15 protein-coding genes are annotated in these 14,582 nt (G+C 71.7%); 7 read left to right on the plus strand and 8 right to left on the minus strand.

The window, feature by feature from the left end; translation table 11 throughout:
- Positions 1-2: 2 nt before the first annotated feature.
- The 5 genes from EDD26_RS04745 (at position 3) to pknB (ending at position 7,808) form a co-directional block, all read left to right on the plus strand.
- Complete coding sequence (locus EDD26_RS04745; RefSeq protein WP_123696653.1) at positions 3-1,244, plus strand: PP2C family protein-serine/threonine phosphatase; 1,242 nt, start codon at positions 3-5, stop codon at positions 1,242-1,244.
- Positions 1,241-2,665, plus strand: a complete 1,425-nt coding sequence (locus tag EDD26_RS04750) for an FtsW/RodA/SpoVE family cell cycle protein (RefSeq protein WP_123696654.1) — start codon at positions 1,241-1,243, stop codon at positions 2,663-2,665. Before EDD26_RS04745 ends, EDD26_RS04750 begins: the two co-directional genes overlap by 4 nt.
- Positions 2,662-4,146: a peptidoglycan D,D-transpeptidase FtsI family protein gene (locus tag EDD26_RS04755; protein ID WP_342769293.1), complete on the plus strand. Its 1,485-nt coding sequence runs from the start codon at positions 2,662-2,664 to the stop codon at positions 4,144-4,146. Before EDD26_RS04750 ends, EDD26_RS04755 begins: the two co-directional genes overlap by 4 nt.
- Positions 4,143-5,894, plus strand: a complete 1,752-nt coding sequence (locus tag EDD26_RS04760) for a protein kinase domain-containing protein (protein WP_123696655.1) — start codon at positions 4,143-4,145, stop codon at positions 5,892-5,894. Before EDD26_RS04755 ends, EDD26_RS04760 begins: the two co-directional genes overlap by 4 nt.
- 75 nt (positions 5,895-5,969) lie before the next feature.
- Positions 5,970-7,808, plus strand: a complete 1,839-nt coding sequence (pknB, locus tag EDD26_RS04765) for a Stk1 family PASTA domain-containing Ser/Thr kinase (protein ID WP_123696656.1) — start codon at positions 5,970-5,972, stop codon at positions 7,806-7,808.
- Positions 7,809-7,823: 15 nt separating this feature from the next.
- On the opposite strand, the gene EDD26_RS04770 is transcribed toward pknB, so the two are convergent.
- Genes EDD26_RS04770 through EDD26_RS04775 form a run of 3 tightly spaced genes read right to left on the minus strand, consistent with a single transcriptional unit; the run spans position 7,824 to position 9,411 of the window.
- Complete coding sequence (locus tag EDD26_RS04770) at positions 7,824-8,477, minus strand: anthranilate synthase component II (protein WP_123696657.1); 654 nt, start codon at positions 8,475-8,477, stop codon at positions 7,824-7,826.
- A 14-nt stretch (positions 8,478-8,491) separates the two neighbouring features.
- Positions 8,492-8,665, minus strand: coding sequence for a hypothetical protein (locus EDD26_RS14610; RefSeq protein ID WP_170165531.1), 174 nt, complete (start codon positions 8,663-8,665; stop codon positions 8,492-8,494).
- Positions 8,665-9,411, minus strand: coding sequence for a class E sortase (locus tag EDD26_RS04775; protein ID WP_123696658.1), 747 nt, complete (start codon positions 9,409-9,411; stop codon positions 8,665-8,667). The genes EDD26_RS14610 and EDD26_RS04775 overlap by 1 nt, the downstream gene beginning before the upstream one ends.
- A 40-nt stretch (positions 9,412-9,451) precedes the next feature.
- On the opposite strand from EDD26_RS04775, the gene EDD26_RS04780 reads away from it, so the two are divergent.
- Positions 9,452-9,709, plus strand: coding sequence for a cell division protein CrgA (locus EDD26_RS04780; protein ID WP_123696659.1), 258 nt, complete (start codon positions 9,452-9,454; stop codon positions 9,707-9,709).
- A gap of 99 nt (positions 9,710-9,808) precedes the next feature.
- On the opposite strand, the gene EDD26_RS04785 is transcribed toward EDD26_RS04780, so the two are convergent.
- Together EDD26_RS04785 and EDD26_RS04790 are read right to left on the minus strand one after the other, a co-directional pair.
- Complete coding sequence (locus tag EDD26_RS04785) at positions 9,809-10,558, minus strand: rhomboid family intramembrane serine protease (protein WP_123696660.1); 750 nt, start codon at positions 10,556-10,558, stop codon at positions 9,809-9,811.
- Between the two features lie 121 nt (positions 10,559-10,679).
- Complete coding sequence (locus tag EDD26_RS04790; protein WP_123696661.1) at positions 10,680-11,219, minus strand: peptidylprolyl isomerase; 540 nt, start codon at positions 11,217-11,219, stop codon at positions 10,680-10,682.
- Between the two features lie 141 nt (positions 11,220-11,360).
- On the opposite strand from EDD26_RS04790, the gene EDD26_RS04795 reads away from it, so the two are divergent.
- Positions 11,361-11,960, plus strand: a complete 600-nt coding sequence (locus EDD26_RS04795; RefSeq protein WP_123696662.1) for a hypothetical protein — start codon at positions 11,361-11,363, stop codon at positions 11,958-11,960.
- Positions 11,961-12,027: 67 nt separating this feature from the next.
- On the opposite strand, the gene EDD26_RS04800 is transcribed toward EDD26_RS04795, so the two are convergent.
- The 3 genes from EDD26_RS04800 to EDD26_RS04810 are packed head-to-tail and all read right to left on the minus strand — an operon-like array spanning position 12,028 to position 14,499.
- The gene (locus EDD26_RS04800; RefSeq protein WP_123696663.1) at positions 12,028-12,213 is read right to left on the minus strand and encodes a hypothetical protein; all 186 of its coding nucleotides are present in this window, start codon (positions 12,211-12,213) and stop codon (positions 12,028-12,030) included.
- A gap of 3 nt (positions 12,214-12,216) precedes the next feature.
- The gene (locus EDD26_RS04805) at positions 12,217-12,651 is read right to left on the minus strand and encodes an NUDIX hydrolase (protein WP_123696664.1); all 435 of its coding nucleotides are present in this window, start codon (positions 12,649-12,651) and stop codon (positions 12,217-12,219) included.
- Between the two features lie 9 nt (positions 12,652-12,660).
- Positions 12,661-14,499: a BCCT family transporter gene (locus EDD26_RS04810; RefSeq protein ID WP_123696665.1), complete on the minus strand. Its 1,839-nt coding sequence runs from the start codon at positions 14,497-14,499 to the stop codon at positions 12,661-12,663.
- Positions 14,500-14,582 lie beyond the last annotated feature (83 nt).

The following is a 14,582-nucleotide window of genomic DNA, read 5'->3' on the forward strand; positions in this document are numbered from 1 at the left end:
GCTTGAGCACACCCCTCGCGGCCGCGATCAGCCACGTCGGCAGGATCCGCTCGGAGAACCAGGACTCCGGCTACGCCGGGACCTACCTGTGCTTCGTCGCCGACGGCATGGGCGGCCACGCGGGCGGCGACGTCGCGAGCGCGATCGTGACCCGCAAGGCGCGCGAGGCCGACCGCGAGTACGCGACCGCCGAGGAGGCGGCCGCGGCCCTCGCCCAGGCGCTCCGCACCGGCAACGACGCGCTGCAGCAGGCGATGGTCGAGCACCCGGAGCTCTCGGGCATGGGCACGACCGGCTCGGGCATCATCCGGGTCGGTGACCGCATCGGCCTCGCGCACATCGGCGACAGCCGCATCTACCGCTACCGCGTCGGCGCGCTCGAGCAGATCTCCACCGACCACACCTTCGTGCAGCGGCTCGTCGACGCCGGGCGCATCACGCGCGAGGAGGCCGAGCACCACCCGCGGCGCAACGTCGTCATGCGCGTGCTCGGCAACGTCGAGACCGACCCGGAGATCGACACCGCCGTCCACGACGCGCTCCCCGGCGACCGGTGGCTCGTCTGCTCCGACGGCCTGTCGAGCTACGTCGACGAGGAGCGCCTGCGGGCGATCCTCGAGCAGGGCCTCGACACCCCGTCGACCGTGCAGCGCCTCGTCAACGAGGCGCTCTCCCGCGGCGCCCCCGACAACGTCACCGTCGTGCTCTGCGACATCGACGAGCGCCGCCGCTCGTCGATCGAGCCGACCACGGTCGGCTCCGCCGCCGCCCCCATCTCCTACGAGGCGGTCGAGCCGGAGCGGACGTCGGTCTCGCTCGGCCAGCTGCTGCTCCACCCGCGCCAGTCGCGCCAGCAGCCGGCGTTCGAGCACTTCGAGCCCGAGAGCGAGGAGTTCCTGCAGGAGCTGCTCGCCGAGCAGCGCCGCATGCGGCGCAACCGGCGGATCAGCTGGAGCGTCGGCGCGGCCCTCGCCGTGATCGGCATCGGCATCCTCTCGGTGCTCTTCTACACCTGGACGCAGGACCGCTACTTCGTCGGCGTCAACGAGGCGGGGAACGTCGCGATCTACCAGGGCATCCAGCAGCAGATCGGGCCGATCGTGCTCGCGACGCAGGTCGAGGAGACCGACATCGCGGTCGACGACCTCACCCCCTTCAACCGCCGCAGCGTGGAGCAGACGATCTCGGCCGACTCGCTGGCCGACGCCGAAGCCGTGATCGAGCGACTGGAGCGATCGCCATGACGCAGCAGACGACACCGTCCGACCGGACCTCCCCGAACGCGCTGCAGACCGGCATCGTGCAGCTGCGCGACGTGACCGAGGCCATCAAGGTGCGCATCCGCAACCCCGCGAAGCTGCGCAACCTCGAGCTCTTCCTGCTCGTGATCGCCTGGGTGATCGCCGGCGGCGCCATGGTGCTCGTGCAGCTCGGCGCGCTGCAGCGCGTCGACCTGTTCCCGCTGCAGCTCGCCGCGGGGCTCGGCGTGCTCACGCTCGCGCTGCACATCACGCTCCGCGTCGTCGCGCGGGAGGCGGACGCGATCATCCTGCCGGTGGTGACCGCGCTCAACGGCATCGGCATCGCGATGATCTACCGGATCGACATCGACGAGGGCGTCACCGGCTGGGACGCCGCCTCGATGCGGCAGATCGCGTGGACCGGCATGGCGATCATCGTCGCGATCGTCGCGATCGTCGTCGTGCGCAACCACCGCGTGCTCGCCCGCTACCGGTTCCTCGCGATGGCCGTCGCGATCCTGCTGCTCATCCTGCCGCTCGTGCCCGGCCTCGGCCGCACGATCAACGGCGCGACCGTGTGGATCGGCGTCGGCGACCTCGTCTCGCTGCAGCCGGGCGAGCTCGCGAAGATCGCGCTGGCGATCTTCTTCGCCGGCTACCTCATGACCGCCCGCGACTCGCTCTCGGTGGTCGGCAAGCGCTTCCTCGGCATCCGGTTCCCGCGCCTGCGCGACCTCGGCCCCATCCTCATCGTCTGGGCGATGTGCATGCTCGTGCTGGTGTTCCAGCGCGACCTCGGCACCTCGCTGCTCTACTTCGGGCTCTTCCTCGTGATGATCTACGTCGCGACCGGGCGCCGCTCGTGGATGCTCATCGGCGTCGGCCTCGTCGCGCTCGGCGGCGTCGCCGCCTACTTCACGCTCGGCTACGTGCAGCGCCGCATCCACGCGTGGATCCACGCGTTCGACGCCGACGTCTACGGCGCGACGGGCGGCTCGTTCCAGATCGTGCAGGGCGTCTTCGGCATGGCGCACGGCGGCCTGCTCGGCACCGGCCTCGGGCTGGGGCGGCCGGGCATCACGCCCTACGCCAACAGCGACTACATCATCCCGTCGCTCGGTGAGGAGCTCGGCCTCGCCGGCATCTTCGCGATCCTCGCGCTGTACCTCGTGCTCGTCTCGCGCGGCGTGCGCGTCGGCTTCCAGGGTCCTGACGACTTCACGAAGCTGCTCGCGATCGGCCTCGCCTTCGCGATCGGCCTGCAGGTGTTCATCGTCGTGGGCGGCGTCACGAGGCTCATCCCGCTCACGGGCCTCACCACGCCGTTCCTCGCCGCCGGCGGCTCCTCGCTGCTGGCCAACTGGCTCATCGTCGCGCTGCTGCTGCGGCTGAGCGACTCGGTGCGCGGAAGGGGGATCGCATGACCAGCAACCCGGACCCGGAGCAGAGCATGCGCCGGCCGATCCGCCGCATCAGCACGCTGCTGCTCATCATGTTCGTCGGCCTCTTCGGCTCGTCGACGATGATCCAGGCGGTGCAGGCGGATGCGCTGCACGGCGACCCGCGCAACACCCGCACGCTCCGCGACTCGTTCGCGGTCGAGCGCGGCTCGATCGTCGTCGACGGCGTGCAAGTCGCGCTCTCGACGCCGTCGGACGACGAGTACGAGTGGCAGCGCGAGTACCCGCTCGGCGCGCTCTACGCGCCGGTCACCGGCTACAACACCCTCGGCCAGGGCAACACCGGCATCGAGGGCGCCATGAACGAGGAGCTCACCGGCACCGCGAACAGCCAGTTCCTCGACCAGATCGTCGCGACCCTCACGGGTCAGGACCCGGCCGGCTCGTCGGTCGAGCTGACGATCTCGAGCGCCGCCCAGCAGGCCGCGGCGGATGCGCTCGGCGCGCGCGAGGGCGCGGTCGTCGCGCTCGACACCGAGACGGGCGACGTGCTCGCGATGTACTCGAGCCCCACGTTCGACCCGAACGCCTTCGCCCTGCACGACACGGCCGCCGTCACCGAGACCTACAACCAGCTGCTGAACGACCCCGAGCAGCCGCTGCAGAACCGCGCGATCGCCGGCGACCTCTACTTCCCCGGCTCGGTCTTCAAGGTGCTCGTGCTCGCCGCGGCGCTCGAGTCGGGCCGCTACACGCTCGACTCCGAGTTCGACAACCCCGAGACGCTCACGCTCACCGGCACGTCGACCGAGATCCGCAACGCGTCCCGCACGACCTGCGGGCCGGGCGAGCGGGTGAACCTCGAGACCGCGCTGAGCCTGTCGTGCAACATCCCCTTCGCCCTGCTCGGCGAGGAGCTCGGCGAGGACGCGATCGCCGAGCAGGCCGCCGCGTTCGGCTACGGCCAGGACCTCGACATCCCGGTCTCGGTGCAGCCCAGCAGGTACCCGAGCGACCTCGATCCCTCGCAGTTGCAGCTCACCTCGTTCGGCCAGTTCGACGTGCGCGTGACGCCGCTGCAGATCGCGATGACGACCGCGGCGATCGCGAACGACGGCACGCTCATGCGGCCCAACATGGTCGACCGCGTGCTGGCGCCGAACCTCGACGTGCTCGACGACCCGGAGCCGACGATCATGGGCAACCCCGTGTCGTCGGCCACGGCCGCCGAGATGCGCGCCGCGATGGAGCTCGCCGTCAACGAGGGGCTCGCGACGAACGCGCAGATCCCGGGCGTCACCGTGGGCGGCAAGACCGGCACCGCGGAGACCGGTGAGAACAACGAGCCCTTCAACCTGTGGTTCACAGGCTACGGAGAGCTCGACGATCGGAGCGTGGCGGTGGCCGTCGTGGTCGTGCCAGATGAGAACATCGTCGGTGATACTTCAAACGTGATCGCCGCGCCAATCGGGAGAGCAGTGATCGAGGCGGTGCTGAACTCATGAGACCTTCCAGCGGACTCACCTTCGGTGGGCGATACCAGCTGTCCAGCCGGATCGCCATCGGCGGCATGGGCGAGGTGTGGCAGGCGACCGATCAGGTGATCGGCCGCACCGTCGCGCTGAAGATCCTCAAGGACGAGTACATGGGCGATCCCGGGTTCCTCGAGCGCTTCCGCGCCGAGGCCCGGCACGCCGCGCTCGTGAACCACGAGGGCATCGCCAACGTCTTCGACTACGGCGAGGAGGAGGGCAGCGCCTTCCTGGTGATGGAGCTCGTGCCGGGCGAGCCGCTCAGCGCGATCCTCGACCGCGACCGCACCCTCTCGGCCGACAAGGTGCTCGATATCGTCGCGCAGACCTCTGCCGCGCTGCACGCCGCCCACCAGGCGGGGCTCGTGCACCGCGACATCAAGCCCGGGAACCTGCTCATCACCCCCGAGGGCCGGGTCAAGATCACCGACTTCGGCATCGCCCGGATCGCCGACCAGGTGCCGCTCACGGCCACCGGCCAGGTGATGGGCACGGTGCAGTACCTCTCCCCCGAGCAGGCCTCCGGGCAGCAGGCCGCGCCCGCGACCGACATCTACTCGCTCGGCATCGTCGCGTACGAGGCCCTCGCGGGCCGCAGGCCGTTCACGGGCGAGTCGCAGGTCTCGATCGCGATGGCGCACATCAACGACGCGCCGCCGGACCTGCCGGGCACCGTGCCCGAGCCGGTGCGGAACCTCGTGCTGTCGTGCATCGCGAAGACCCCCGCCGACCGGCCGACGTCGGCGGCGCACCTCTCGCGCGCGGCGACCATGCTGCGCCGCGGCGACATCGCGGGCGCCGCGGCGATCGTGCCGGGCATCGCATCGACCGACTCGTTCGCCACGATCGACTCGCCCACGCAGGCGGCGACCCGCGTCATCACGACGCAGTCGAGCCCGGCGACGGCCGCGCTGCCGGTGACGCGCACGACCACGACGACGCGCGACGCCGAGAAGCGCCGCACGAACCCGTGGATCTGGCCCGTCGTGATCCTCGCCGTGCTGCTCGTGGCGGCCGGCGTCGCGATCGCCCTGATGCTGCTGAACGGCAACCAGACGCCGCCCGCCGCGACCGAGACGTCGCAGCAGCCGACCGAGAGCACCGCCGCGACGGTCGACATCGACGAGGCGACGTTCATCGGGATGGACGAGACGGAGTTCCGCGGCGCGATCGAGGGCCTCGGGCTCGTCGCCGACGTCGAGACGGGCAACGCCGCGACCGACCCCGCCGACATCGGGCTCGTCTACGCGGTGAACCCGACCGGCCCGGTCGCCGAGGGCTCCACCGTGACCGGCACGATCTACGGCCCGGTCTCCGAGATCGCCGACCCGACCGCGGCGCCGCGGCTGTCGGACGGATCGGACCCTGCCGCCGTGACGGCGGGCGCCGCGGTCTCGGTCGTCTGGGACGCCGCGAGCTGCCCGGCCGGCTACACGCTCGGCGGGTACACCGCGACGGTCGTGTGGCCCGACGGGCAGACCGAGACGTTCGAGACCGGCACCGCGCAGCTCGACTTCACGACCGTGCCCGCCGGCGAGACATCGGTCTCGTACGTCTACCGCTGCGAGATCCCCGACGGCGAGACGCTCACGAGCGGCTCGTCGCCCGCGCTCACCATGACGGCCACCGCCGAGGAGACGCCGGAGCCCGAGCCGGAGCCGACCCCGACGCCGACGGAGCCGATCGAGACGCTGCCCGTCGAGCCGACCGACGGGCCCTGAACCGCCGGGTGCCGTAGAATCGACGGATCCCCGCGCGAGCAGGGTCGAAGGCCACGCACGACGAGAGGACCAGCGATGACCGACAGCATCATCGCGTCGCTGCGGACCCTCGGCGACCGCTACGAGATCGGCGACCTGATCGGCCAGGGCGGCATGGCGCAGGTGCACCGCGCGCGCGACACGCGGCTCGACCGGCAGGTCGCGGTCAAGCTGCTGAAGCCCGAGCTCTCGCTCGACCCGGAGTTCCGCACCCGCTTCCGCCAGGAGGCGCAGTCGGCGGCGCGCATGTCGCACCCCACCGTCGTGCGGGTCTTCGACGCCGGCGAGGAGCCCGCCGTGGGACCGCACGGCGAGCCCGCCGCGGTGCCGTACATCGTGATGGAGTACGTCGACGGCCGGATGGTCAAGGACATCATCGCCGAGGGCCCGCTCTCCGAGGCCGAGGCCGTGCGCATCACCAAGGGCATCCTCACCGCCCTCGAGTACTCCCACCGCGCGGGCATCGTGCATCGCGACATCAAGCCCGGCAACGTCATGGTCACGCCCGGCGGGCAGATCAAGGTGATGGACTTCGGCATCGCCCGCGCCGTCAGCGAGACGAGCGCGAACGTCGCGCAGACCGGCCTCATCCTCGGCACGGCGCAGTACTTCTCCCCTGAGCAGGCCCGCGGCGAGACCGTCGACGCGCGCACCGACCTGTACTCGACCGGCGTCATCCTCTTCGAGCTGCTCACCGGCCGCGCGCCCTTCGAGGCCGACACGGCGGTGGGCGTCGCCTACCAGCACGTCGCCGAGGAGCCGCCGCTCGCGTCGTCGATCACGCCCGGCATCACGCCGGAGATGGACTCGATCGTCACCAAGGCACTCGAGAAGCGCCGCGGCGACCGCTTCCAGACGGCGAGCGAGTTCAAGGAGGCGCTCGACGACGCGCTCGCCGGGGTGCTCGTGCCGTTCGTGCGCACGCAGACCGCGCCGCTCGAGATCGGCGCGGCGACGACGATGTTCGCGGCGCTCGCCGCTGACGACGCCGAGCCCGAGGTCGAGCAGCCGGTGCAGCGGAGCCGCCGCCCCCACCTCGTCTGGCTCTGGGCCGCGGTCGCGCTCATCGGCGTGCTCGTCGTCGGCGCGGTCGTCTGGGCGGTCAGCCTCGGCGGCAGCCTGCCGATCGCCGGGCTCTCGACCGTGGTCCCCACGGTCTCCGGGCTCGAGGAGGAGGCGGCCATCACCGCGATCGAGGAGGCGAGCCTCACCCCCGAGGTGCGGCGCGTCATCGACGAGGCGGAGGCCGGCACGGTGCTGCGGACGGAGCCGGATGCGGGCATCACGGTCTCGCCCGGCGCCGCCGTGACGCTCGTCATCTCCAACGGCCCACCACCCGCGCCGCTCATGAGCGTCGCCAACCTCAGCGAGGCGCAGGCCAGGCAGGCGCTCGAGGCCGGCGGCTTCAGCGTCGGCTCGGTCACCCGCGAGAACTCGTCGACCGTGCCGCAGGACCTCGTCATCAGCACCGACCCGAGCGCCGGCACCGACGTCGCGCGCGGCGCCACCGTCAACCTCGTGCTGTCGTCCGGGCTCGTCGACGTGCCGAACGTGCTCGAGCGGCCGATCGCCGCGGCCGCCGAGGAGCTGTCGGCGCTCGGCCTGACCGTCGACCGCCGCTTCACGACCCGCTGCCGAGGCGGCGACGTGGTCGAGCAGTCGCTCACGCCGGGCGCGCACCCCCAGGGCAGCACGATCACGCTGCTCTACTGCAACGGCCAGTCCCGCCCCGCGCCGGCTCCGGCACCGGCCCCGCCGACCCAGCCCACCCAGCCCCCGGCCGAGCCGACGGAGCCCGAGGGTGGGGACAACGGCGGCGGCAACGGCGGCGAAGAGGGCGGCGGCGAAGAGGGTGGCGGCGGCGACGAGGGCTGACGCCCGGAGCGCGCGTCAGGCCACGTGGTCGGGCGGCGGCGCGAGCGTGACGAGCGGCGCTCGTCCGGCGGCGAGCTCGGCGGCGCCCGCGAGACCTGCCGCCTCGAGCCAGTTGCCCAGCATCCGGTAGCCACCCTCGGTCAGCACCGACTCGGGGTGGAACTGCACGCCCCAGACGGGCGCGTCGCGGTGCTCGACCGCCATGATGACCGCGCCGGGACCCGCCGTGCGCGCGGTCACCCGCAGCGCCTCCGGCATCGTGCCGTCGACGATCGCGAGCGAGTGGTAGCGGGTCGCGGTCAGCGGGCTCGGCAGGCCGTGGAAGATCGTGGAGTCGTCGTGGTCGACGAGGCTCGTCTTGCCGTGCATGAGCTCGGGCGCGTGCGTCACCACCCCGCCGAGCGCCTCGGCGATCGCCTGGTGCCCGAGGCAGACGCCGAGGAGCGGCGTGCGGTGCTCGATCGCGGCATGCACCATCGGGATGGAGACGCCCGCATCACCCGGCGCACCCGGTCCGGGCGAGAGCAGCACCGCATCCCACTCGCCGATCGTCGAGGCGTCGACCTCGTCGTTGCGCACGACGGAGACCTCGGCACCGAGCTCCTGGAGGTAGCCCGCGAGGGTGTAGACGAAGCTGTCGAAGTTGTCGACGACGAGGATCCGGGTCATGGGGGTGGCTCTGCTCATTCGGACGGTGCTCGTTCGAGCATGGGGTCAGGGGTGGGGAAGAAGGTCTGCATCACCCACGGGTAGCCGTGGAGGATGAGCGCGGCCGCGACGGCGGCGACCAGCAGCAGCACGATCAGCAGCCGCAGCGGCCACGGGCCGGGCAGCGCCCGCCACAGCGCGGCGTACATCAGGCGGCCCCGATCGCGTCGGCGAGCTCGCTCGGCATGCCGTCTGCCGCGCTCTGCCAGCCGACGAAGGTGGCGTAGGCCACCAGGCGGCCAGCCGCCGACCACTCGGGGTTGCAGGTCGTGAGCGTGAGGTAGCGGCCGTCCGCGGGCGTGGTCGGCTGCTGCGGCACCATCGCGACGACACCCACCGCCGTCGGCGGCACGTACTCGTGGTTGCGGAACTCGTAGACGTACCAGGCGTTCGCGGTCTGCACGAAGATCCGGTCGCCCACCCGCATCTCGTCGAGGTGGGTGAACGGGCCGCCCTGGCCGTTGCGATGCCCGGCGACCGCGAAGTTGCCGAGCGCCCCCGGCTGCGCGGAGTCGCTGTAGTGCGCCAGGCCCTGGTCGAGCGAATCGAGCACGGCGCGGCTCGTGCCCTCGCCGACGACGCGCTGGAAGGCGCCGAGCCGAGGGATGTGCATGACGGCGAACGACTCGCGGTCGGCGACCGCCGCCTCGGCCGGGGGCTCGTCGGTGCGGAGCCCTTCGGTCGTCGGCTCGGCCGGCTCGAGCGGCCCCAGCTGCGCGGCGAACGACCTGGCGGCCTGCTGCTGCTCGCTGCCGAGCACCGCGTCCGAGAGCCAGAGCTGCCAGCCGGCGTACCCGAGCGCGAGCACGCCCGCGGTCAGCAGCAGCTCGCCGAGCACGCTCACCACGGTGGCCCGACGCCGGGGGCGCCGGTCCGTGCGCTGCTGCCCGACCACAGGACAATCCTAGGCGTCGACTGCATTAGCATGGGTTGCCATGAGCCCTAGCGAGAAGTCCGTCGACAAGGCGTCGACGGCGAGAGCCAAGTCGGCGCGTTCCCCGCACGACGAGCAGCGGAACCCCGCGTGGTTCAAGCCCGTGATGTTCGGCTTCATGCTCGTGGGCTTCCTGTGGGTCATCGTCTACTACATCTCCGGCACGACCCTGCCGGTGCCGTCGCTCGGCTCCTGGAACATCGTGATCGGCTTCGGCGTGATGTTCATCGGGTTCATCATGACCACCCGCTGGAAGTAGCGAGTTACACCGGTGTAGTTCTCCACACCTGTGGAGAGAATTGTGGACAACTCGCTCCCACGGCCCGCGGAGCGTGACGCGCGGGGCTCGTGACGCGCCTCAGAGGAGCGTCGCGACCCTCGCGGCGAAGAGCGCGGCCAGCACGAGGGCGGTCGCGCCGATCACGAGCCACGACGACGTCGACGTCCTGACCTTCGACCGCTTGTCGGCGAAGCCGATGCCGAAGCCGAGCGCGAGCCCGATGAGCAGCCCGCCGACGTGCGCGGGCCACGAGATGCTCGCGAACAGGAACGTGATGACCAGGTTGATGCCGACGATGATGAGCAGCGATCGATTCACGCGCCCGACCATCCGCTGCATGCCGATCGTCATGCCGAACAGCGCGTAGATGCCGCCGGATGCGCCGACCACACCCGCGGCCGGCGTGAACCACGCGACCGCGACGGCCGCACCCGCGACGCTCACGAGGTAGGCCGCCAGGAACGGCAGCCTGCCGATGCGCTCCTCGATCGGTGGTCCGACCATCCAGAGCACGAGCATGTTGAACACGAAGTGCAGCACGCCGGCGTGGACGAGCGCGTAGGTGACGAAGCGCCAGGGCTCGGCCAGCGAGAACGGCGTGTAGAAGAGCAGCGACTCGGCGAGGTCGCCGGGCAGGATCTGGAGCACCCCGACGGCAGCCGTGACCACCGCGATCGCGATCGTGACCGGCGCGGGCTGCGCGAGCCACTGACGCGCTCGGCGGCCGATCGCAGTGCGGGGCGCGCCGTTGGACGCGCGCGTCTCGCGCAGCATCGTCTGCTGCTCAGCGCGCAGCTCGCGCACGCAGTCGGGGCACCGCACGCCCACCGGGGCCTGCTGCTGGCACTCGCCGCAGATCGTGCGGCCGCAGCGCTGGCACAGGACCCAGCTGGACCGATCCGGGTGCCTGTAGCAGCGATCGGCGGGCGGTGCGGCGCTCACCGGGGGGTCAGACCTGCGCGATCTCGACGGTCTCGATGACGACGTCGTCGAGGGGGCGGTCGCGGCCGTCGGTGGGGACCGCCTGGATGGCGTCGACGACGCGCTGCGACTCGGCGTCCTCGACGAGGCCGAAGATCGTGTGCTTGCCCTGCAGCCAGGGGGTCGCGACCGTCGTGATGAAGAACTGCGAGCCGTTGGTGCCGCGTCCCGCGACCTTGCCGGCGTTCGCCATCGCAAGCACGTAGGGGGCGTTGAAGCCGAGGTCCGGGTGGATCTCGTCGTCGAACTGGTAGCCCGGACCGCCGACGCCCTGGCCGAGCGGGTCGCCGCCCTGGATCATGAAGTCGGGGATGATCCGGTGGAAGACGACGCCGTCGTAGAGCGGGGCGGTGGACTTCTCGCCGGTGGCGGGGTGCGTCCACTCGCGCGCGCCGGTGGCGAGCTCGACGAAGTTCTGCACGGTCTTTGGGGCGTGGTCGCCGAGGAGGTTGACCTTGATCTCGCCGAGGTTGGTGCGGATCGTCGCGACAGCGGTGTGATGAGCCATGGCTCGATCCTCCCACAGCGGGGGTCGCCGGAGGTCGCGGGATGCGCCCGTTCGACGACAGCGAAACCGCGTCGGACTGGGTGACTCGCTCAGGAAAACCTGCAAGGATGACGCCCAGGCTTCGACCACGGAAGGACATCTATGTCGCTCGAACTCACGCGCAAGCGCGCGAAGGAGATCAAGAAGCTCCGCAAGCAGGCCGACAAGCTCTGGGCTGAGCAGCGCGTCGTCAGCCAGCACGCCGCCCGCATCGCCCGCGAGGCGAAGGCCCAGGCTCGCGCCTACGGCACCGAGTCGCTCATCCCCACCGCCGAGCAGTACGTGCACCGCGGCGTCGACGCCGGCCGCGACGGCATCTCGCGCGCCACGCGCGGCTGGAACGCCGCCGTCGTGCCCGCGATCGCGTCGGGGCTCGGCTCACTCGCCGCTGTAGCGCAGGTCGCGAAGGACGACCGCGTGAAGAGCGCGATCGAGAACGTGCGCCGCTACACGACCGTGCCGGACCTCGTGCCGGTCCCGGCGCAGAAGAGCGGCCCGAACGCCTGGCAGTGGCTGCTCATCGGCGTCGGCTCGGTCGCCGTCGTCAGCGCCGCCTACGCGGCATGGCAGACGCTCCGCGCCGACGACGACCTGTGGATCCCGGACGCCGAGGACTCCGCGATCGACGCTCCCCCGCGCCCGACGGACCAGCCCTCCGGCGGTCTCGCCGACGGTCCCGAGGCCGGCGCGCCGCAGGCCTGATCCCGTATGACGAAGGGGCCCCCGCCATCCGGCGGGGGCCCCTTCGTCGTACGCGGCAGCGCGGTGCTCAGCCGAGGCTGACGCCGAGCACCACGAGCAGGCCGCCGGCCAGCAGCAGCCCGCCGGCCAGCACGAACGCGCGCATCCGCCGCTCGGGCTCGCGACCCGACCGCATCGTGCGGACGGCGTCGACGCCGCTGACGATGCAGCTGGCCACCATGATGCAGAGACCGACGACGACGAGCGGATGCATCGGTCAGCGCAGCGGTGATCCGGCGTCGTGCAGGTGGCGGATCGCCCAGTCGACGGCATGCACGTGCCGCAGCTGCCGCACCGACGACAGCGGGTGCCACGCGACGTCGTCGGTCGTGCCGTCGACCTCGACCGTGAGCTCGCCGCCGATGACCTCGGCGCGGTAGAGGATCCGCAGCGCCTGCATCTCGTCGCCCCGGAGGCTCGTGGGCACCACGGCGGAGTCGACGCCCAGCAGGCTCGTGAGCCGCACGTCGTACCCCGTCTCCTCCTTGACCTCGCGCACGGCGCCGTCGGCCGGGTGCTCGCCCGGCTCGACGCCGCCGCCCGGCAGGGTCCAGCCGCTCATGCCACCCTCGTTCCAGTGCGGCAGCAGGATCTCGCGCGCGTCGCCCTCGCCCCTGGTGATCAGGGCGTAGGCGGCCACTCGCATGCGCATCCCGCCATCCTAGGGCCGCTCGGCCGACGCCGTGGGTGCGTCTGCGTCCTCCGCCGCGAGCCTCGCGTCGCGGTCCGCGCCGCGCCAGCCCGGCGCATCCGGCCCGGGCGACGGGTCGGACGGGTGCGCCGTCGGCTCGATGGCCTGGGTGGGCACCATCTCGCCGACGCCCTCGCCGGGTGCGGTCTGCTCGACGGTGAGCTGGAAGTCGTCGCCGTGCTCGGTGACGCCCGCCACCACCGCCTGCTCGACCGCGGCGAACGCGTAGGCGCGGCGCACGACGACGGGATCCTGCGAGAGGTCCTTCGTGAGCGCGATCGCGAGCCCGATCATCACGACGACGAACGGCAGCGCCGCGACGATCGTCACCTGCTGCAGGCCGTTGAGCGCGTCCTCGCCGCCGATGAGCAGCATGATCGCCGCGACCGCGCCGGTCGCGATGCCCCAGAAGATGACGGTCCTGCGCGCGGGCCGGAGCGAGCCCCGGTGCGAGAGCGTGCCCATGACGATGGAGGCAGCGTCGGCGCCGGAGACGAAGAAGATCGCGACCAGGACCATGACGACGATCGAGCTGATCTGCGCGAGCGGCAGCTCAGCGAGCGCCGTGAAGAGCGTCGCCTCCGGGCTGCCGGAGCTGCCGAGGTCGACGCCGGCCCGCTCGAGGTCGATGCCGAGCCCGCCGAAGATCGCGAACCAGACGAGCGAGACGAGGGTCGGGGCGACGAGCACGCCGGTGACGAACTGGCGGATGGTGCGGCCGCGCGAGATGCGCGCGATGAACATGCCGACGAACGGCGTCCAGCTGACCCACCACGCCCAGTAGAAGATCGTCCAGCCCGACAGCCAGGCGGCGACGGCCTCGCCGCCTGCGGCCTCCGTGCGGGCCGACATCACGGCGAGCTGCTCGAAGTAGCCGCCGATCGTCGTCGGCAGCAGGTTGAGGATGAAGATCGTCGGGCCGATGACGAAGACGAAGAGCGCCAGCGCCGCCGCGAGCACCATGTTGATGTTCGAGAGCCACTTGATGCCGCGCGAGATGCCCGAGACGGCCGACACGACGAACGCGGCGGTGAGCACCGCGATGATCGCGACGAGCACGCCGTTGCCGATCTCGCCGATGCCGGCGACGATCTCGAGGCCGGAGCCGATCTGCAGCGCGCCGAGGCCGAGCGAGGTCGCCGAGCCGAACAGGGTCGCGAAGATCGCGAAGATGTCGATCGCGCGGCCGACCGGGCCGTCCACGGTGCGCTTGCCGAGCAGCGACGTGAACGCGGCCGAGATCGTCAGCGCGCGCCGCTTGCGGAACACGCTGTACGCGAGGGCGAGCCCGACGACGGCGTAGATCGCCCACGGGTGCAGCGACCAGTGGAACATCGTGGTGGCCATCGCCGTGCGGATCGCCTCGGACTCGTCGCCGCCGCCGGTGCCCGGCGGGGGCGTGACGAGGTGGCTGACCGGCTCGGTCACGCCGAAGAAGACGAGGCCGATGCCCATGCCGGCCGAGAACATCATCGCGATCCACGACACGGTGCTGAACTCGGGGTCCTCGCCGTCGTCGCCGAGCGGGATGCTGCCGAAGCGGCTCGCCGCGATCCAGACGATGAAGATCACGAAGCCGGTGGCGGCGAGCGCGAACAGCCAGCCGGTGTTGTGCACGACCCACTCGAGGCCGGCGGCCGAGGCGACGGCGAGCGAGTCGGTGGAGATCGCGCCCCACAGCACGAAGCCGAGCGCGACGGCTGCCGCGACGGCGAAGACGATGCGGTCGAGCGGGCGCCCTGCGGCGTCCTTCGCGGGGGCGGGCGGGACGTCGAGCGCGGGGTGGAGGGGCTTCGGCCGGCGTGGCATCCGGCGGGGCTTCTCGGGTCGTTCGGCCGGTCTCGTCATCTCGCTCATCGCATCTCCCTCAGTCGCATCGCACGTCGTCGATG

This window comes from Agrococcus jenensis, from assembly GCF_003752465.1.
Lineage (GTDB): Bacteria > Actinomycetota > Actinomycetes > Actinomycetales > Microbacteriaceae > Agrococcus > Agrococcus jenensis.